Genomic DNA, 19,438 nt, shown 5'->3' with positions numbered 1-19,438 from the left:
CCAGACCGACATAAAGCGAGCAAAACGGAAACTTCCTGCACTTTTGTGGCGCTGTTTGCAGTACGCTTGCCCACGGCAGACGCCCCGGCAGAGGGCGCGCCGCTGTGTTGCCCTGCGTGTAAACCATCGATCATCTTTCGTGAGGTTTACCATGCGCATCACCTCCCAACTCATCTGCCAGGCCGCCGACAATCTCAAAGGCTTCGTCGGCCTCAACCGCAAGACCGGCCAATACATCGTGCGCTTCAGCGAAGATTCGTTCGGCATGGACGTGGCCGATGACGGCATCATCCCGACCAGTGAGTTCGTATGGGCACCGCTATCGGACACCACCATGACGCTCAAGCGCGAACTGATTCAGTTGCTGCTTGATCAACACATCGACGAGCGCATCAACATCAGCGAACCGTTGCGGGTTTACATGAGCAAGGTCGAAGTACCGGAGATTGTTGCAGTGCGAAGTCTGGTGCGCAGCTGAGGTTTGTAGTGTGGTTGCGGGCCTCTTCGCGAGCAGGCTCGCTCCCACAGGGATTTTGTGAACGCCACAGATCCCCTGTGGGAGCGAGCCTGCTCGCGAAGGCGGCACCTCGGTTCATCGCCAGCCGCAATTCCCACCCGACCACGAACCGATGTCAGTTCCCATCACCCCGGCACCCGCTCATTGGCAAACATGCTCACCGCATCCACGGCCTCACTGGCGCCGTCGCGAATCTGCAGAATCACCGTCCCGGCCTGATTGGCCAGTTCCACGCCTTCGGCCGCGCGGTCGCGGGTGCCTTGCATGCTTTTGATCGCTTGCCGCGTTTCGCTCTGGATCAGACTGATCATGTTGGAAATTTCGGCGGTGGAGCCGCTGGTGCGCGCCGCCAGTTGCCGCACTTCATCGGCGACCACGGCAAAACCGCGCCCCTGTTCACCGGCGCGTGCCGCTTCGATGGCTGCGTTCAGCGCGAGCAGGTTGGTCTGATCGGCAATCGCGCGGATGGTGTTGACGATCGCGGTGATCTGCTCGGAGCGGTCGCCCAGTTGCGCGATCAATGTTGAAGACTGGCTGATGTCTTCGGCGATTTCGCGCATTTCGCTGGCAGCCTGTTGAATCACTTGCGTACCTTGCTCGGCGACTTTTCGCGTCGCTACCGAGATGTGATAAGCGGTGCTGGCACTGCGCGCGTCCTGCTCGTGTTGTTCGACACGAGCGGTGACGTCCGAAGCGAACTTCACCACTTTGTACAAGCGCCCCGAGGCGTCGTACACCGGGTTGTAATTAGCCTCCAGCCACACGGTCTGGCCGCGCTTGTCCACGCGTTCGAACTGACCGTGAAAGAACTCGCCCTGATTCAGGCGTCGCCAGAAATCCTGATAGGCGCCGCTGTTGACCAGCGCCGGGGTGCAGAACAAACGGTGATGCTGGCCCTTGAACTCCGCGAGGTTGTAACCCATGCGCGTGAGAAAATTCTGGTTGGCGGTAAGGATGTTGCCCTCAAGGTCGAACTCGATCACCGCCATCGCGCGATCGATTGCCTGCAATTTGGCGTTGGCCTCGTTTTCCTGCTGCACTTTGGTGGTGACATCCATCGCGTACTTGACCACTTTGATCACCCGTCCCGATGCATCCTTGATCGGGTTGTAACTGGCCTCCAGCCAGATCGGCTGGCCTTTGCTGTTGACCCGTTCAAAGGTGCCTGACTGGAACTGGCCGTTTTTCAGACGCGACCACAACTCAGTGTATTGGGCGCTACGACCGAATTCCGCCGTGCAGAAATGCCGGTGTGGCTGGCCGATTGCCTGGGCAGCCGTGTAACCCATGGTCTTGAGGAAATTGTCATTGGCACGCAACACCACGCCATCAAGATCGAACTCGATCACCGCCATTGAACGGTTGATCGCTTCGAGCATTGCAGCTTGGTCAAAAACGGTGTGTTGCAGTTCTTCGAGGGCGGCTTTGTGGCGATTGAAAAACATGCTTGCGATACTCGGGAGTGGGGAAAATCAAAAGGATTCAGTCCCTATTCCTGCGCCGGCAGACCGAAATGCACAGGCGGCATTTCGGCGGTGACTGCTCAATGCCAGCGTTCCGTTACTGGCAGATGGCTACTTATACAAAACTTCATAAAGTTGTACAAGAAAGGAATTTTTAGCAAGTTTGTATAACTTTTTGCGAGATTAGTTGTACACGCTTCGACACACGCTTTGAGTCAGCGCTGGTACCGCGCCAGAAACATTTCCAGCGCCGACTCCGCCACCGTGTTCTGCGCGTCTGGATCAAGGGCCGCGCGGCCGAGCGAGATCTGTGGCCAGAAGGCGAAAGCCTTGAGCAAGCCTTGCACTTGATGCGCAGCGAACTCGGGATCCACCGGTTTGAGCCGGCCGTCGGCTTGCGCCTCGCGTATCCAGACAGTCAGGCCTTCCTCGCGCTCGCCCATGCGCTCGATCATGTTCTGCGCGCGCTCGGGGGAATGAATGGTTGCGGCGATTGCGACCCGCGCGAGGGTGAGGAAATTCTCGTCGGCCATCATTTGCATCTTCTCCGTCAGTATCTGCCTGAGCTGGTCTTCCAGCGGCTGATCGCGGTTATAGCGCACCGATGGCTCGGCAATGATCCGCGCCCACAACTGATTGAGGATTTCGGCGAACAGCTCTTCCTTGCTCGGGAAGTGGTTGTACACCGTACGCTTCGACACGCCGGCCGTGGCGGCGATCTTGTCCATGCTGGTAATTTCGAACCCATGGGCACGGAATTCGGCTATCGCCGCCTGGATGATGGCTTCGCGTTTGCGGTCGGTGAGGCGTTGTGGAGCGGTCATGAGCGGGCTTCGGCAGAGAAGGGAGGAAATTACACTCGGCAGTTTACTTGGCGTCGGCTTTGATGCAACCTAGAAACTACACCGCTCAGTGTAATGTTGCGTTAATCCTCGCACCTTACAAACCAGAGCGCTTGGCCCTTGCGTGCAGCTTGGCCATTTTCATTCCCCGTGGAATACCGTGCAGCACACGGTTTTTCGGAGTCGTTCAATCATGGCCAATCCAGTCTCCCTCCCGGATAACACTCCCGCGCCTGAAGCCTCTCGACAGGATCAAGGGCTGTTTCGCAATCACGCGCCGGTGCAACGCGAAGGCCTGCGCAAAATGCTGCGGATCATGTGGAACATGATTTTCCACAAACCGCGCAACACCCGTCCGACCGCCGCCATTCCGGTGCAGCCGCTGACGCGCGAAGATCTGCTCGCAGCGCCCAACCACAGCGTCTATCGCCTCGGGCATTCAACCCTGTTGCTGAAGATGCGCGACAAGTTCTGGATCACCGACCCGGTCTTCGCCGAGCGCGCCTCGCCCGTGCAGTGGGCGGGTCCGAAACGCTTTCATCAGCCACCGATCAGCATTGACGAGTTGCCGCCGATCGAGGCGGTGATCCTCTCGCACAATCATTACGACCATCTCGACTACGAAGCGGTACTCAAACTCGCCGCCAAAACCACGTACTTCCTGACCCCGCTGGGCGTGGGCGACACTCTGATCAAATGGGGCATCGACGCCAGCAAAGTGCGCCAGTACGACTGGTGGCAGGGCGCCGAACTCGCCGGCATCCGCTTCATCGCCACTCCATCGCAGCACTTCTCCGGCCGTGGCCTGTTCGACGGCAACAGCACGCTGTGGGCGTCATGGGTGATGATCGATGGCGACACACGCATCTTTTTCAGCGGCGACAGCGGTTACTTCGACGGCTTCAAACGCATCGGCGAACAATACGGCCCGTTCGACCTGACCCTGATGGAAACCGGTGCCTACAACGTCGAATGGCCCCACGTTCACATGCAACCGGAAGAAACCCTGCAAGCCCACATCGACCTCAAGGGCCGCTGGCTCTTCCCGATCCACAACGGCACCTTCGACCTGGCCATGCACGCCTGGCACGAACCCTTCGACCGCATCCTCGCCCTCGCATGGGAACGCAGTATTGCGATTACCACACCGCGAATGGGGGAGGCGTTCAACATTGCGCAACCAGAACGGGGGAGCGCTTGGTGGATGGCGGTGGAGGAGGGGGAGGTGGTTGCTCAGAATGCCTGACGGGTTGGCCTCAAGCGAATACCACCTCGATACGGCCCTCTTTTCTTGATCGGGGGGCCGATTTGACTACGATTTGCACATCTCGTCCGAGACGAGCAAGGCATTCCATCATTTTTGCCTCACTGATTCCGCGAAATTTGCCACGCAACATTTCGGAAAGCTTGGGTTGTGACAGTCCCAGGATTTCCGACGCTTGGATTTGAGTGAGATGACGCGCCTTGATGATTGCGCCAATTTTTGCTGCGAGCTGCGACTTGACCTGCATCTCACTTGCATTGGGTAAGTCCAGATCTTGATAGACGTTTCCGCTACCTACTTCAATCTCCATGGTTTTCTGATCCTTTCGCATGTTCCTGGGCGGCTCGAAGTCTGTTTCTGATCAGATCAATGTCTGTCTGGGCGGTTTTAATCCCGCTTTTAGACTTTTTCTGAAAACAGTGCAAAACGTAAATTGCACTGCCAAAACGAACCGTATAAACGGCACGGTAGGTGTCAGTATCGAAGTCTTCTATCAACTCCAGGACACCCGCGCCTACAAACCCTTTCAATGGTTTTGCATCTGAATACTTCAAGCCACATTGAGCCAGATCCAGTGCGTGACCAAATACGTCTTGTACCTCTGTGGGCATCTGCTTGAGATCTTTCTTGCTACTGCAGACCCACATAAGCGGCTTCCTTGCACTCATGAGAAATATACCTATATTGGGATAATAATCAAATTGCCATTTCAGTCAGCCATCGCAAAATCCCCACGCCCCACCGATTCCCCCGCCATACCCTGCGCCCTGACACTGCGCCCCGGTGCAAACCCCGGGAAGAACACCAACCCTTGCGCCTCGAACCGATAAGCCAGTGCCAGCCTCGCGGCATCCGCCACGTCCTGCTGCGCTTCGAACCGCTGAATATCTGCCACCGCCACCTCGGCCTCGCGGGACAGTTGCTCAACGCTCCAGCCCAGCATGGCGCGGGCCTGGATGCAGTGGGTCGGGGTGAACTGGAAAAGGGCAATGCGTTCGAGGACGTGGTTCATCGCAAGAGAGGCCATGGTGTGCTCCGGGCTCAAAAGTGCTGATTGAAAATGTACTGTGTTTTTGTACAGTTGTTTTCGGCCGGGATCAAACGCAATTTTTGAATTTGCCTAGTTCGCCGCCTCCAACCAGACGGACGGTGCCTCACCGAGCACTCGCCGAAACATCGTTGAAAAGGCCGCCGGACTTTCATAGCCGAAGTCCAGGGCAATCCGCGTCACCGCTTCCCCCGCCGCCAACCGTGCCAGTGCCTGCACCACGCAGGCTTGCTGTCGCCATTGGCGGAAGCTGAGCCCGGTCTGCTGCCGAAACAATCTGTTAAAGGTACGCAAGCTTATGTGTAACTGGTCTGCCCAATGCTGCGGGGATTGATGGGTATTGGGCATGTTCAGAAAGGTCTGACACAGACTGAGGAGCTTTCCTTCGGCAGGCATAGGAATGTGTAGGGGAAGAGGCGCACTGCTCGTCAGTTCATGCAACAGCAAATTGATCAGCACGCCGTCACGTCCGGACTCGTCGTACGTCAGCGGCACGTCCACTGCTTCCATCAATAAGTGCCGCAGTAGCGGCGTGACATTCAGCACTTGGCAGTCCGGCCCCAGATCCACCTTGCCCGGTTCGATATATGCACTGCGCGTGCTCACCCCGAGCATCAAAACCTCGTGGGCCACACCCGGCGGAATCCACACCGCGCGCTGCGGCGGCACCACCCAATTACCGTTCTGAGTGCTGACCTGCATCACGCCGGTGGCGCCGTAGAGCAATTGCCCGCGTCGATGCGTATGAAACGGGAGTAGGTGGCCGTGGGAATAATCGGTACCGATGGCCACGACCGTGCGAGGCGTGTCATCGAGCTGATTGATCGAAATATTGCGCATCAGGCGTGGTTCCGGCGATTGGCGTAAACGCGAACATTATTGGCTGAACTACTGAAGCCGGCCAATGCATGCTACGACTAATGTCGTGGGCTTCCCAATCCAGGACGCTCACCATGTTCGACCTCCTGCTTACAATGTTCGGCTGCCTCACCGGTATCAGCGCAGTGCTCTTCGGTTTCGGCGGTGGCTTCGTCATCGTGCCGCTGCTCTACCGCATGCTCACCGCCAGCCACGCAGCTGACGACCCCATCGCCCAGTCGGCCATGCACATCGCCGTGGCTACCTCGACCTGCGTGATGATCGTCAACGCCCTGATCGCCACACGCAAACACCAACGCGCGGGCAATCTCATTCGGGATTACCTTTGGCCATTGGGCGGATTTATCGGCCTGGGCGCGGTCGTCGGCGCCATCGCCGCCATGTGGGTCAGCGGCGAAGTAATCCGCTACGCCTTCATCGCCTACCTGGGCGTGACCATCGTCGATTGCCTGCTGCGCCGCGGATTTCTCACACAGCCTCAAACCACAATCCCACGGCGACTGACCACGACGGAAACATCCGCCGGCGGTGTAAGCATTGGCGCTATCGCGACGTTTCTCGGCGTAGGAGGAAGCGTCATGACCGTGCCGCTGCTGCGCCGTTGCGGGCTCAACATGTCGCAAGCCACATCCATGGCCAATCCGCTCAGCGTGCCAGTGGCGCTGGCTGGCACCCTGACGTACATGGCGCTGGCCGGGTTCACCGGGGCTGATTTGGGCGTTTGGTATCTCGGGTATGTCGATGTGCTGGCGTTTGCAGTGCTGACGGTTGGCTCGTTGCTGGGGATTAAATTGGCTTCGCGATGGATTGGGCGGATACCGGATCGGGTGCATGCGTGGGTCTATATTGGATTGCTCGTCATCGTGCTGCTGAGCATTTCCCTCAAATGAATCGTTGATTGGTGCGGGCGAAAGAAATCAGAATCGGCGACTGAGCGTTGCCCGCCAGTCACCAGCAGAGATCCAGGATGTTGATCTTCAATTGCACCGAAGCCGCCAGCAAGTTTTTCAGCCGTGTTCATAAAGGCAAAACGATCACGCCGGTGGACACCAAACCGCCGTCATCGGTTATTGAGGATGATGAGCTGAACGGCGCGGACGAACAGTGGCTGGTCCATGCGATCACTGTGCAGCGCAAACATGTATTGTTGATCCTGCACATCAAAACCCGCTATTGCGTGATCCTGGCTAACGCGAAAAAAGCCGACGATCACGGGTTCGTTGTGCGCTTCACCGAGCGTTGGGTGAATGGACTGATGATCAATGCCCAGAACCATGGTCTCGGACAATGGCTAGACACCGAGTTGATGTTGGCGCGGATGCTACAGACTTGTGAGCACCAGCGATTCTATCGGCGCGGCCATCGCAGCGCGCAAAAACACATTGATGAAATTGCTTGGTGTTTCCGAAGCAAGGTGGCTGGAACGGGTTGCTTGCCGCCCGATGAAGTCACGGCGATGGTGTTCGATGAACAAATGAACGACACGCCGAGAAACAGCAAGGGAGCCAAGTCCTACTACTTCCCGGACGAGGAGATGACGCTTCACTGGCTGCGCCATTATTGCTTTCTCGATGATGTCCAGCTTCATGCCGCCAAAGAACGTCGGCTACAGGTCGCGCGGGAAATAGCGGCGATGGAGCGCAAGGCTTTTATGGAAGAGTATGAGAGACAGCGTTCGAGGAATTGAGTCTGGCCCGTCACCACCTGCGACTTTTTTTTACGGGCAACGGCCCGCTCATTCAAGGATGAAACGATGCATCTTGGACTGTTGCGCATCAACTTGGCTTTAGCACTTGTAGCTTAATGTCTCTCACCGCGCGTCTGGGCCGAAGACAGTAGGCAAGTCTTCACCGGCACCTTGGGTAAAGCCGCGATTGTTGTTGAACTCGACGCGCGCTACAACGAAGGACGTTATTTTTACCGAAAATACCGAACCGACCTTGCGCTGGAAACTAGTAAAGAGGGCAATGCGTTGGTGATGCTGGAAGGCGCCGCAATGGACGACTCGCGCCCGACCTTGCGCTTGCTGCCCACACTCAGCGGTTGGAGCGGCGAGTGGAAAGCCCCTTCCGGAAAAACGCTTAAAGTGGATTTGCAACCCGCCAGGCTTCCTGATCTTCCTGCAGATGCCGCGCCTTTTCTGGCGCAACTGCACGACACACAGCCCTACGAATACCTGCGGCTTCAGGGTTTGCTGTTGAAAAAAGGCAAGACCGAAATCTTCATGGGCTACACCCTGCAATGGTGGAGAGAGCCGAAGTCGGGGGCTTCGCTGTTTGAAGTGGTATCGGGTTACGACCCGGCAGCGCAGGAACGCATCAATCAATATTTAAGGGCGCGGTTATGGAGCGAAGTGTCGCAGCATTTCGGTTGTTCGGGGAGTTACAGGCAATCCGCGCAGCCGCTGTGGATGTCGTCTTCAGTCATGAGCGTGCGAGTTTCCACCGAGTATTATTGCGGCGGTGCGTATCCTGATCAAAATAATGAATCGCTGAACTTCGATGCGCGGACAGGGCAACTGTTGAGCCTTGAAGATGTGCTATGGGTGGGGCAGGGCGAGCCGCTGCATCGTGAAGAATCACCTGACGCATCTTCGGAGGAAAACTCCAATTACCGCGCCAAAGAACTCGCCCCTTGGCTCGTCGCACAATTGTCGAAGCGCTACCCTACCGAAATGACCGTTGTCGCTGAGGGCGAAGATGATTGCGGCTATGACGAGCCAGAACACTGGCAATTTCCTACGTGGCAGTTCGGAGAAAACGGCGTCACCTTTTTTCCGTCCTATCCGCATGTCATGGCAGTTTGCGGATACGTCGAATGGGGCATTCTACCCTATGGTCTGCTCAAGCAGCATCCGGGCGCCGTGAAACTGCAACTGCCCGAAAGCTAACTCTCATTCCAACCCCGGCGCTTCACGAATAATGAAGTGATCCAGGTTCTCGATATTGGCATTGAAGACCTCGAAAGGCTTTTCGGGGTTCTTCTTGCCCGGCACCTGCTTCAACTCCGGCGTCACGCCATAGAAGAAACAGAACAACGCCTTGTCGCTATCAGCAGCGTGCTTGATCTCCTCCAGAAACGCCTTGCGCTTGCGGTAGTTGTCGATCAGCTTCTTGTTCAGATAAACACTGACCGGATAAGGCTTCTTCTTACTGTCCTCGGGCTTCTTGAACCAGACCTTGTCTTCGAAATCGATCCGGAAACTGGCGCCACTGTGGAAGTCCTCAATCTTTTTGATCCGCCCCCAGTAAATCAGTCCCTTGTTGTCCGTCAGATACTCAATCTTCTTGAAGAACGAACTGTACGGCGCCGAATGCTCACCGACCTTCAGCGGCATGCGCTTGAGCAAATCCTTGTCGGCGAAGTTCGAAACAAAACACTCCACCGGATGCGCGAAAACACTGGTCTTGTCCGGCGCCGACTCACGACTCGCTGATTCCTTACCACTGTCCGCCGCCATCCGAACCGGATCATCGCGCAACACATCCGCAGCTCCCGCTGGCGCGACAGGCTTGCGCACATACTCACGCCGCGTCAGCAATAACTCTGACGGGAAGTGTTCCTCACGACCGTCATCCACCTCGCCATCCGCTGTCTCAACGCCAGACGCTGAAGCTTTCAAACTCACATACGGACAACCCGCCACATGCTGCGTCGTGGGCAGATTCTTGAAGTGCGGCGTGCGCACGTAGTTCACGTTCTTGGCGTTGAACGTGCCCAACTCGTTGAAAGCCTCGAACGCAGAGCGGCAGACATCGTTGGGACACTGGAAGTGTTCCTTCGCAGAGTCAAACGCCACCGTCTCATCGAAATTGAGATCGCGAACATCATAGATCGACAACTTGTCGTCGAGGCTGAGGCAGTAAGCGAGATCGAATTTCATGGTGGGGCTCGGATCCTTGAGTGGGGGAGGGTTATTAATAGCGGGAGGCGGGGCGGGTTGCACTGATTGTTTTCAGGATGATGCGGAATCTGGGGGAGCCAGCCTGCTGGCGATTCTCCGCATCAACCAGATTCCAATACTCACACCGCAATTGCAGGCCACATATCCCCCTGTGGCGAGGGAGCTTGCTCCCGCTGGGCTGCGAAGCAGTCCCAAGCATTTTGAGGCACAAAAAATCCGCTGCTTGAACTTCAAACAGCGGATCTTGAAACTCTCAGCAACCACGCAACAATCGCGAAGCCCTACGCCACCAGGATTCCTGCGGATTGAGTGGATTCTCCGCCAATAAACAAGGCATATCCCGCAATCGAATCCACGGCTCATCCTGCCAGTGCAAAGTACTCAGCGACATCTGCGGCCAGCTCAAAACACTCAGCGTTGGCCGCTCTACATCTCGCGCCGGACGAGCGTCACGCAGCGCAGGCACAACCTGATGCGTCAGCCACTCACGAAGCTGCCGATACTCAGGACAGTAGTGATAGATCAACAGGGCATACACGCCGGACTCACTCACCATCACCTGGTCCTCAGCTTCGCCATAGGTCTCCAGGCGCATCATCTGCCGCTGATCAGCGTCGAGTTTGCGCAATTGGCGCTCATCAAGATGTTTGCCCATCAACCGGCCCATTTCATGGACGCAAAACCATGCTTGGTTCTCGACCAGAAGGGCGTGCAGATGGGTTTTGTTGCGGGTGAAACGAGTCGGAAGAAGTGATTCAGACATGGCATGCCTCCTGAGCTGGAAGCACGCGATTCGAACGGCGGGTACAGCAATTCACCTTCATCATGAAGGTTTGATATCCAGGCATTTCCATTTACCTCTGGCTGCTTTCTTAGGGCATTCGTTAGGGTGTCGGGAGCTAAGAAACCCACCAGAGACGGGCCGGACATATTCCCCTTTCGGGTCTTGTATTCGCCCACTCCCGACATAACGGGATTTTTCGCAGACGTAGAGAAACCGCAGACGAAAAAAGCCGCATGACTGTCGGGTGCGGAGGACCGCTCTGGTTGAGGCGTTTCTTAGGCGCCGGAACAGAAGCCTAGGGCGTCAAAACGGTATGGTCAATCCTATAAAATTGATCATCGACTATTTGCCCGATGCCCGTAGGTCTACGCATCCAAACCAAATGCAAAACGGATTTCATTGTGTAGGATTTCTCTGTCTTTGGTGTGGCACTCCCAGACGATTACTACTTTCCACCCAAGCGCCTTCAGCCTCTCCTGAACCTGCAAGTCCCGCTCAACATTCCTCGCGAGTTTAGGAAGCCAAAAGTCGGGTCTGCTTTTTGGTGTGTACGCATATTTGCAGCCCGGGTGTCGGTGCCAAAAGCAGCCGTGGACGAAGATACATAATCGATGTTTGGGGAATACCAGATCAGGAGAACCTGGCAGATCTTTTCGATGCAGGCGATAACGAAACCCCATTTCATGGCATATCGAACGCACGATCATTTCAGGTTTGGTGTTTTTGCTCTTGATCATTGACATTATCTTGGAGCGGTGTTCGGGGGAGACAATGTCTGCACTCATCCAATAAGGCACCCGCGCTAGTCTGTAGATTCGATTTATTGATCGAGATTTTTGAGCGAACAGCAAAATTGCCTTTCGACCCTGAGATCGAAGGACGTCCTCACTCACCTGCCGACATAGGGGCGAATGGAATAGGCAAACTGTAACCGCGTCGCTGACAACCTGCCAGTTATACAAAAAGAAGGCATTGCCGCTTGGCCGCTCATGATGAGTTCTCACTCACGCGGCTGTCGACCTATGGCAACAGTGTTTTAGTAGATAATTCAAAGGATCTTTGAATAGACTGAAAAGATATCGTTTTCTGACGGCGACGAAATTTATGCAAGCAATGAAATGCTTGCGATTCGTGACCGCTCGGCAAGGGGTTTTGCAAGGCTGCCAGCGCTATGCCACTATCCCTATCCCTGACTTTGATGCAGGCGATATTCCTGAATCGAGTTGTCTTCCTAAATACAGTAGGGATGCTAATGGCTGATTACATTGTTGACCCAGCGTACGACAAATGTCGCGCGTTCATTGATGGTTGGCGCCTGAAAGGCAGGAGTTGGGAGGATATTGCCAAGCTCGGCCGAATGGGAGAGTCACTTGATAAAGTCAATGACTGGCTCCTTGTGCAGGAGGAAATGGACGACTGGCCTTCGCTAGGCAATAGCCCGGAAGAGCGCTTTGAATGCTGGAAGGAGATTGTTCGGCACAAAGAGCAGGCGGAACAGCAATCTGTAGCCGCGGCGAGCCCCTTGATCATTGTAGGGGCGGAAGAGGCCGAGCCCGGCATGGCAGTGCCACAAGACGGGCGAAGTGCATGGCAGCTCTACAGAAAATATCTGATCGCACAGGGCTGGAAGGGAACCTCGGTCGATAATATTCAGAGATCTGCCGTGCGCGTCCTGCAGCACCTTCGGCAGACAACAAAAGATCGCATGCCTGTGAAAGGGTTGGTGGTCGGACATGTACAGTCCGGCAAGACAGCCAACATGGCGGGCCTGATTTCCATGGCAGCCGACTATCGATGGAACCTTTTCGTCGTGCTTACCGGGACACTCGAAAACCTGCGGGTACAAACCAGCAAGCGTCTAGTCGGCGACTTGTTCCAGCATGATGCCAACGTTAGTTGGAAGGCGATCGAGCATCCGTCGAGGAACAGCCCTTATGGAGCCCGTGCACAGGACATGCAGTTCGACGCTGGCCGACGAGACCGGCATCTTGTTGTTTGTTTGAAGAACCCGGCACGGCTGAGGCATCTTATTGACTGGATCGAGGCGCATTCTTTGGGGATGTCGCAAATGCGGCTCGTAGTGATTGATGACGAGGCGGATCAGGCGGGAATTAATTCGAATGACGTTTCGAAGGATGAACGTACGGTCATTAATGAACTCATCCTGCGGTTGATCAGTTTGCCGCTTCAATGCGTGAACTACGTCGCGTTCACAGCCACACCTGCCGCTAACTTTCTGAATGAAGGACCTGGCGATACTCTTTATCCCGTGGATTTCATCGCGGCTCTGCCGCAGGCGGACGAACATTTCGGTCCTGTGCAAATTTTCGGTTACGCCGAACATAACAAGGAGCCGCTTGGAATCGTTCGTGAAGTCTCCAACGAGGATTTGAAACAGATTGGTAGGCTTCACAAGGGAGAAAACCTGGCACTGCCGCTAGCGCTACAAGAAAGTCTGATTTGGTACCTATGCTGCGTCGCCGTGATGCGATTGTCCGGCGCTGCAAAGCCCGTAAGCATGTTGATCCATACCAGCGCGAGGCAGCTTCATCATGACTATATGAGCGAAGCGGTGCAGGCAGCGCTTCAGACGTGGTCGGAGTATGGCGATGATGAACTGGCCGATACTTTAAGACCTGTGTGGGAAAGGGTTTCGTCAGGTCTGGATGTTGCGCAGTTTGCCGAGCGTTTTCCCGACTATGGACGGCTCTCCGAGCTTTGTGAACTGCCAACGTTTGATAATTTCTTTTCAGAAATCCGGATACTTCTCGATACGGTGACGGCAATCCAGCTGGATGCAGACTCCAAACGGACTTACCACCGCGGTATCCACGTGTGTGTCGATAACTGCGCGAATAACGGGGTGACAGATGAGAACGAAGTTCGGCGGTTGTTCTATCCTGACACGGCTCAAGGCCTTGATTTTTGTACGGCGTTCATTGTCATCGGCGGCGGGACGCTTTCCCGAGGGCTGACAATTGAAAATCTGGTCAGTACCTTTTTCCTGCGTGGCTCAGCGCAAGCAGATTCCCTCATGCAGATGGGACGATGGTTTGGTTACCGTAAGGGCTATGAACTGCTGCCTCGTATCTGGATGTCCGATGATACGAGAGTGAAGTACGAGTTCATGACAGTGGCGGAGGAGGAGCTTCGTGACGATCTGCAGCGCTTCATGCATGGCGGCGCCAAGCCTGAGGAGTTCGGGCCTCGCGTCCGTGTACATTCGCGGCTCGCTTGGATTCGCCCAACAGGCGCGAACAGGATGCAGCGCGCTATCAAGGCAGAATTCGACTTTTCGGGAATAAACCGGCAAACAACAGTTTTTCATGACGACGATGCTGCTGCCGCGGTGCTCGATGCCAATTTGTCGTTAACGGAAAGATTTCTGAATTCGGCAGGTACAAACCTAGAAAACTCCGAATTGAAAGGAGCCAATAGCCTTGTTTGGCGTAACGTTGGCGTCAATCGGGTAGCCGATTATCTGGGAGGCCTGTCGTTCCACCCCGGGAATCAATTCTTCTCCGACATGAAGGCCTTTCTGAAATGGCTCGATGAGCACGCTGAGAACGCCAACTACACGAAATGGAACGTCGTGGTTGCAGGCAGCACATCTAAGCCGGAAAACAGCTGGGAGGTTTCTGGGAAGACTGTTGGTCGGGTCAACCGTAGCCGCTTCGCTGACAAACGTTCGGATGATGGCGTGTCCATTGGTGCACTGCGAGATCCGAAGGATCTGCTGGCTGATGCCCAAGGTCTTGAAGAGCGTGACTTTTCGAAGGCAGGTTTCACTAATTTCGAGGTGGCAAAGCTTCGCTGCAAAGGTGGTGTAGGAAAAGTACCTCAGCTGCTGATCTACCTCATCGACAAAGACAGTCCCTATGATCGCTCTAGAAAAATCGCCGCTGCGCCGCGCCGGGAGAGGGATTCACTCAATGCCAAGGCGCACATCGTAGGCATCAGCCTTTATCTGCCAGGTTCGCAAGGCAAGCAGAAAAACTACGTCACTCACGTCACGGTCAATATCCCGGAAACCTTCACTGTGTCGGAAGATAATCTCGAAGAAACGATAGACGGGATCTGACCCATGAAGTATCACAGTCTTCAACTGCAGCCCATGCAGGAATCTGGTGCATTCCTTCTTCGCGCGCTGCAGAACGAAGAAACGCCTCTTCTGGATCTGCTGGTACGTGAATCCATTCAGAATGCGCTCGACGCAGGACGCAACGGAAATCGAGCGATTCCGGTTTCGGTGGATTTTCATATTCGCGAGCATTCGCTGGACGCCATTGCCTCGACGTTCAGTGACGGACTGAACTTGCAGATGCTCGAGAAACGTTATCCGCGTACACCGAAACTGCTTGAAATTCGCGACTCGGGTACCGAGGGACTGACTGGGCCGATGACCTTCGATAGCGTGGAAGCGAACGGTCAGCATGGCAACTTCCTGAAGCTTGCGTTCGAAATCGGTCGGACTCGTGCGGACGATGGTGCGGGCGGCTCGTGGGGATTGGGCAAGACCTGTTACTTCCGCATGGGTGCAGGCCTAGTTATCTACTACAGCCGGATTAAGACGGTCGAAGGGTATGAAGAGCGGCTGGTGGCTTCGCTGGTCGAAGATGAAAACCGTGTTGATCGCCTGCAGCTCACGACGCAAACCGGTATTGCTTGGTGGGTGGCGAATGATAGCTTGCGAGCAATCACTGCGCCCGAGCACATTCACGAAATCTTGGACGTATTCGGTGCTCAGCCTTTCACCGGTAACACAACTGGAACGGCAATCATCATTCCACTGCTTAAAGAAAACCTTTTGCCGGTATTCGACGAAGAAAGAGGACCGGCGCCTTGGTGGTGCAGCAGTTATGAAGATTACTTGAACGTTGCGATCCAGCGCTGGTTCAATGCGCGGCTGGATAACCCCTTTTACGCTAGTGGTAGATATCTGAGTGCATCGGTGAATGGCAAGGAGATCACTAGTGCGGATATGTTGCCGATATTTCGAGTGAGTCAATGCCTGTATGACCGCGCAGTAGGAGAAGCGCCTGAGGAGGCAGATTATCTGACGGCTCGAGGCATCAAGAGTAATGATCTGCTCTGCAGAGCTGTTCAGTTGCGCGGGGAATTTGTAAGTGGCAGTCAGGCGGGCTGGCTGCTTGCCTTGGCGATAACCCCGCGCCAGTTGCAAATGGATGCGCCAGACAACGCGCCAAGCCCAGAAACCTGCATCTTCTCCAAACCAGACAGCGGTGCGCCCCATCGACCGATTATGACCTTCATGCGCTCGCCCGGTATGAACATCTGTTGGGATGACAGTATTGATTCTCGAGGTTGGGCCGGTGGATTCGCCGGCTTTGCGGACGGGCGATACGTTGTGGGGCTCTTTCTACCCGATTCGGACCAGCAACTCCAGCCATCCGAAGCTCGAGGGTTACGTTCGACCGTACAGAATCTCGAAGGGTATCTGAGGAGTTGCGAACGTGCGGATCATGCAGAGTGGGTAGACGTAAACGGAGGGAGAGTCGTAGAAAAGATTCGTGCCCAGTGTGGCCGGGCCTTGAAGGATTTCGGCGTACCGTCCCAGCCCAGCGTGACCGTCAAACCATCGATGCGGATGTCACGCAAACTCGCGGAGCTCGTGCTGCCGAGCCGTGGGTTTGGTGCAGATGGGCGGTTTGGCAAGGCGGCACCCCGTGCGGCCATTGGACTAGGTTCCAAAGGAGGTGCGCTGCCTACGCCCGAACTGGAGATAATGGAGGTTAGGCATACAGCATCCGCCATCGTCATGAAATGGTGTTTGAGATGGGGGATGCTGCAGCCAAACATACCTAGGGAAATCACCGTTTCTGTAGATTCCGAAGCCGGGCCAATCACCTTTGATAACTGGGTCGATAGCGGACTCGGCACGTTTCCGTTTCAACTGGACTCACCCCGCATTAATAGTGTGATCCCTTCTGTAAAAAGCATGGAAACTGCGAATGGAACCGGTGTCATGCTGAGGGTTGGTGCTGCGCTTGTTCAACCGGGGCTCATGCTGGAGGGGGAACTCCACGTCAGGATGACTGACCCCGGTGGCAAGTTGTTGCGGCCGGTGATCGGAGTTCGGATTTCGGATACGAATGGAGCGGCTGAATGAGTACTCGACTGCCGCTATATCGAATGCTGAATGCACCACTCGGCGATGGAAGCGAGTCAGAAGTGAAGTATGTCTTCCGGTCACTTCACGGTCTTGATCCAGGCGCGACGGCGGTGAGTGGCGATCAATATGCCTTGGGTAAGGATAGTGACTGGAACCCGGCTGAACATCCCTTGATGGTTGAATGTTTGATCGAGCGGGCGCCGCTTCTTGAGGCCATCTTTGGTCCCGACGGTGTAGCGAGCACGGACGCTAAGGTGTTGCTGGCGCTGGAATGGGCATCTGCAGATTCCTGCTGGCGAACGCTTGGGACCGTTCATGAACTGCAGCACGACGAAGAGGGCGGGACTGTGCTGCTCAACATCGAACTGGAGCCTGGGACTGTCAGAGGTAGCGGTTTTCTCTCGGTTCAAGCGTTTCTAGGCCAATCCGAGGCAGGGTTCTTTCCCGGATTTGCGCATCAATCAGGTTCACGACTAGGTCCGTTGGCACAACCAATCGAAATCGTAATTGACGGTGACGGCTCCCTTTTTCCGGTGCTGGAAGAGTCTCTGGGCGCAGAGGGACCACTGTGGCAGTTGAGAGCTTGTTGGAGTGATCCGCGGGACGAGCCATTCTCCAGCGACTACGTAGCCCTTGTACTTAACAACGCACATCCGCATTTCGAACAATTGCGCGACCGCCGGGCTTTAAATATCGAGCAGTCGCCGTTGATGCGCCAAGTGTTCGCCGCTTGGCTTGCGTTGGTCATTGCCCAAGTCAAGGAAGATATGGGCGCACAGTTTGATGCGTATCTGGGCGCGCCCGACGCCGATCAAGGCATCGCGAGTATCGCAGAGGCTGTGCGCTCATTCATTCGAATGGGGAATCTGAACGTAGGCTCACTTCCGGATCTTTTCATATCTACTCAATGCTGGCTTGATTACCGGGTCCGGGAAGTGGAGAACGCGGCATGAGTTTCCCGATACTGAACCCCAAACTGTCGCAGCGCCACTTTGACGAAATGGTCAAAAGCGATGCGTTTCTCCCCGATATATCCAACCCGGAACTGGAAAAAATACGCTGCCAACTACTTGCCATTGTGTCGCTGTATGATCCAACCGCAAGGAGCAACGCTTCAGGTCCTGGCGCCTATGACATGAAAGTTGGCCTTGCCCTATACCGAATATTGGCAGAGGCGGGCATGGACATCCGCACCGCCGCAGATGATGGGTGGTGGCGCTTTCTTACCCTGCGCGTTCTACCGGATTTGGTGAAAAGTCGTTGGGGCGGCACACCGCCCGTGCGGTTCTGGAAGGGGCGAAGCCGCATCTGGCTAAGGGCGATGTGGTGGACCGTTCATCTGACGTGGCAGGGCTCCGAGGAAAGCACTCGAAAAGTACTGGAGAGTGTGACCACGGATACGGTCGTACAACTGGTCGAACGGCCTGGCAAAGGCGGTTTCAGGATTGATCTGACACGGCTGATTTTCAGGATGCGAAGGTTGCGCAAACCAACTCAGGATCAGTTCAGGGCAATCATGAAGCTAAATACGGCGCAGATTGTGCTGAAGGAGCCCGTTTTCTGCGCAGGCGGTTTGTCTGGCTACGTCGACGCACTGTTTGCCGACGTGGGATGCGCACCCATCGATTTGAATAATGATCATGACTGATTTACTGAAAGAGATTCAGGAAGGCTTCGCTAACCTTGACCACAGTGGCCGTATTTTGCCCATCAAGGCGATGCCTGCAGCGTGCCCAGCGTGGGTCTTTCGTGAAGGCGACAGGTTCGGCGTTGCCGTCGAGTGCTCCGAACCCTTAGAGATTTCAGAAGGGTTCGCCGGCGCCAAGCTCCGGACAGTGGAACGGGTTGTCGCGGGAAAGCATCAGAGGTTCCTGCGGCTCGAGTCATCCATTGAATGGCTCCGCAACGAGTTCGGTCTAATCTGCGAGCATATGATCAGCGTTGAATCCGGGATTGCTGTACGTCAGGCGCTGCTGGCAGACCCGTTAGCCTGGTGGCAACGGTGGCGGCATTTGCTGGGCAATGCATTAGTCGACAAGCATGGTTATGACGTGCTTGCCGAACTGCTGGCCTTGGAAGCGCTGGTCATCAAAGGAGCTACCTATGAGTGGAGCGGCCCCTTCGGCGGCGTAGTTGATATCAAGACTCCAACGACGGATTACGAGGTCAAGTCAACGATCAGTCGCTACGGCTCTGTGATCAATATCTCCGGGCAGTTCCAGCTGGCCGCCTCATCCGATAAACAGTTAAAACTGGTCTACTTCAGGTTTGAGCCGGTCAATGATGGTCTGTCGATCGATCTAATCTGTGATCGTCTCATTGCGCTCGGCGTTGACGCAGTCATGCTGGAGGGCGCGTTGCAGCGGCTCGGGATGGAGGCAGGATGTTCCGCTCGGAAAGAGGAATACAACCTGCTCGAGGCGCGGTCCTATACGGTTGATGACAGCTTTCCCCGAATATCGCCTGCGAGTTTTATAGGTGGAGTGCTCCCAGAAGGCGTTGTTCAGATTGAGTATAGAGTTGATCTTTCCGGTTTGAAGTCTCAGCCTTATTAGAGATTGAGTTTAGTTTCCTGCCAAGAGTCGATTCGACGCACCAGCCCGC

19 protein-coding genes are annotated in these 19,438 nt (G+C 55.4%); 10 read left to right on the top strand and 9 right to left on the bottom strand.

What is annotated here, in order from left to right:
- Positions 1 to 151 precede the first annotated feature (151 nt).
- Positions 152 to 478 (top strand): DUF2025 family protein, encoded by a 327-nt coding sequence (locus LIS66_RS20245; RefSeq protein WP_227972917.1) that lies wholly within the window; start codon positions 152 to 154, stop codon positions 476 to 478.
- 164 nt (positions 479 to 642) lie between these two features.
- Here the strand turns inward: LIS66_RS20245 and LIS66_RS20240 are convergent, their stop codons facing one another.
- Both LIS66_RS20240 and LIS66_RS20235 read right to left on the bottom strand, forming a co-directional pair.
- Positions 643 to 1,962 (bottom strand): methyl-accepting chemotaxis protein, encoded by a 1,320-nt coding sequence (locus tag LIS66_RS20240; protein WP_227972916.1) that lies wholly within the window; start codon positions 1,960 to 1,962, stop codon positions 643 to 645.
- Positions 1,963 to 2,195: 233 nt separating this feature from the next.
- Positions 2,196 to 2,804 (bottom strand): TetR/AcrR family transcriptional regulator, encoded by a 609-nt coding sequence (locus tag LIS66_RS20235; protein WP_227972915.1) that lies wholly within the window; start codon positions 2,802 to 2,804, stop codon positions 2,196 to 2,198.
- A gap of 211 nt (positions 2,805 to 3,015) precedes the next feature.
- Here LIS66_RS20235 and LIS66_RS20230 point away from each other — a divergent pair, with 211 nt between their 5' ends.
- Positions 3,016 to 4,068, top strand: coding sequence for an MBL fold metallo-hydrolase (locus LIS66_RS20230; protein ID WP_227972914.1), 1,053 nt, complete (start codon positions 3,016 to 3,018; stop codon positions 4,066 to 4,068).
- Between the two features lie 10 nt (positions 4,069 to 4,078).
- On the opposite strand, the gene LIS66_RS20225 is transcribed toward LIS66_RS20230, so the two are convergent.
- The 4 genes from LIS66_RS20225 to LIS66_RS20210 all read right to left on the bottom strand — a co-directional run bounded on the left by LIS66_RS20225 (position 4,079) and on the right by LIS66_RS20210 (position 5,974).
- Positions 4,079 to 4,396, bottom strand: a complete 318-nt coding sequence (locus LIS66_RS20225) for a helix-turn-helix domain-containing protein (RefSeq protein ID WP_227972913.1) — start codon at positions 4,394 to 4,396, stop codon at positions 4,079 to 4,081.
- Positions 4,386 to 4,697, bottom strand: a complete 312-nt coding sequence (locus LIS66_RS20220) for a type II toxin-antitoxin system RelE/ParE family toxin (protein ID WP_227974540.1) — start codon at positions 4,695 to 4,697, stop codon at positions 4,386 to 4,388. The genes LIS66_RS20225 and LIS66_RS20220 overlap by 11 nt, the downstream gene beginning before the upstream one ends.
- A 98-nt stretch (positions 4,698 to 4,795) precedes the next feature.
- Positions 4,796 to 5,113 carry an XRE family transcriptional regulator gene (locus LIS66_RS20215; RefSeq protein ID WP_227972912.1) on the bottom strand — a complete coding sequence of 106 codons (318 nt, stop codon included), beginning with the start codon at positions 5,111 to 5,113 and terminating at the stop codon, positions 4,796 to 4,798.
- A 93-nt stretch (positions 5,114 to 5,206) separates the two neighbouring features.
- Complete coding sequence (locus LIS66_RS20210; protein ID WP_065616764.1) at positions 5,207 to 5,974, bottom strand: AraC family transcriptional regulator; 768 nt, start codon at positions 5,972 to 5,974, stop codon at positions 5,207 to 5,209.
- Positions 5,975 to 6,087: 113 nt separating this feature from the next.
- Between LIS66_RS20210 and LIS66_RS20205 the strand changes: the two genes are divergently transcribed.
- From LIS66_RS20205 to LIS66_RS20195, 3 genes are all read left to right on the top strand, one after another.
- Positions 6,088 to 6,903 (top strand): sulfite exporter TauE/SafE family protein, encoded by an 816-nt coding sequence (locus LIS66_RS20205; protein ID WP_227972911.1) that lies wholly within the window; start codon positions 6,088 to 6,090, stop codon positions 6,901 to 6,903.
- 77 nt (positions 6,904 to 6,980) lie between these two features.
- On the top strand, positions 6,981 to 7,700 hold the full coding sequence (locus tag LIS66_RS20200; RefSeq protein ID WP_227972910.1) for a DUF6933 domain-containing protein: 720 nt from the start codon (positions 6,981 to 6,983) through the stop codon (positions 7,698 to 7,700).
- A gap of 171 nt (positions 7,701 to 7,871) precedes the next feature.
- Entirely contained in the window at positions 7,872 to 8,903 is a 1,032-nt protein-coding gene (locus LIS66_RS20195; protein ID WP_227972909.1) for a hypothetical protein, read from the top strand.
- 3 nt (positions 8,904 to 8,906) lie between these two features.
- Here the strand turns inward: LIS66_RS20195 and LIS66_RS20190 are convergent, their stop codons facing one another.
- The 3 genes from LIS66_RS20190 to LIS66_RS20180 all read right to left on the bottom strand — a co-directional run bounded on the left by LIS66_RS20190 (position 8,907) and on the right by LIS66_RS20180 (position 11,486).
- Entirely contained in the window at positions 8,907 to 9,896 is a 990-nt protein-coding gene (locus LIS66_RS20190) for a hypothetical protein (RefSeq protein ID WP_227974539.1), read from the bottom strand.
- Between the two features lie 274 nt (positions 9,897 to 10,170).
- Positions 10,171 to 10,680 (bottom strand): Bro-N domain-containing protein, encoded by a 510-nt coding sequence (locus tag LIS66_RS20185; protein WP_227972908.1) that lies wholly within the window; start codon positions 10,678 to 10,680, stop codon positions 10,171 to 10,173.
- Between the two features lie 386 nt (positions 10,681 to 11,066).
- Positions 11,067 to 11,486, bottom strand: coding sequence for a very short patch repair endonuclease (locus LIS66_RS20180; protein WP_227972907.1), 420 nt, complete (start codon positions 11,484 to 11,486; stop codon positions 11,067 to 11,069).
- 467 nt (positions 11,487 to 11,953) lie between these two features.
- Between LIS66_RS20180 and LIS66_RS20175 the strand changes: the two genes are divergently transcribed.
- From LIS66_RS20175 to LIS66_RS20155, 5 genes are read left to right on the top strand one after another with little or no spacing between them, the layout of a single operon-like run.
- Positions 11,954 to 14,782 carry a Z1 domain-containing protein gene (locus LIS66_RS20175; protein WP_227972906.1) on the top strand — a complete coding sequence of 943 codons (2,829 nt, stop codon included), beginning with the start codon at positions 11,954 to 11,956 and terminating at the stop codon, positions 14,780 to 14,782.
- A gap of 3 nt (positions 14,783 to 14,785) precedes the next feature.
- Positions 14,786 to 16,831: a hypothetical protein gene (locus LIS66_RS20170; RefSeq protein ID WP_227972905.1), complete on the top strand. Its 2,046-nt coding sequence runs from the start codon at positions 14,786 to 14,788 to the stop codon at positions 16,829 to 16,831.
- Positions 16,828 to 17,787, top strand: coding sequence for a hypothetical protein (locus tag LIS66_RS20165; RefSeq protein WP_227972904.1), 960 nt, complete (start codon positions 16,828 to 16,830; stop codon positions 17,785 to 17,787). The genes LIS66_RS20170 and LIS66_RS20165 overlap by 4 nt, the downstream gene beginning before the upstream one ends.
- Positions 17,784 to 18,482, top strand: coding sequence for a hypothetical protein (locus LIS66_RS20160; protein ID WP_227972902.1), 699 nt, complete (start codon positions 17,784 to 17,786; stop codon positions 18,480 to 18,482). Before LIS66_RS20165 ends, LIS66_RS20160 begins: the two co-directional genes overlap by 4 nt.
- Complete coding sequence (locus tag LIS66_RS20155; protein WP_227972901.1) at positions 18,475 to 19,389, top strand: PD-(D/E)XK motif protein; 915 nt, start codon at positions 18,475 to 18,477, stop codon at positions 19,387 to 19,389. Before LIS66_RS20160 ends, LIS66_RS20155 begins: the two co-directional genes overlap by 8 nt.
- The last annotated feature ends 49 nt before the right edge of the window (positions 19,390 to 19,438 follow it).

Origin of the sequence: Pseudomonas sp. HN2, from assembly GCF_020736465.1 — a bacterium.
In the GTDB taxonomy this organism is placed as follows: Bacteria; Pseudomonadota; Gammaproteobacteria; order Pseudomonadales; family Pseudomonadaceae; genus Aquipseudomonas; species Aquipseudomonas moraviensis_A.
The sequence above is the reverse complement of the archived record's forward strand: the minus strand, read 5'-3'. Positions and strand labels throughout refer to the sequence as shown.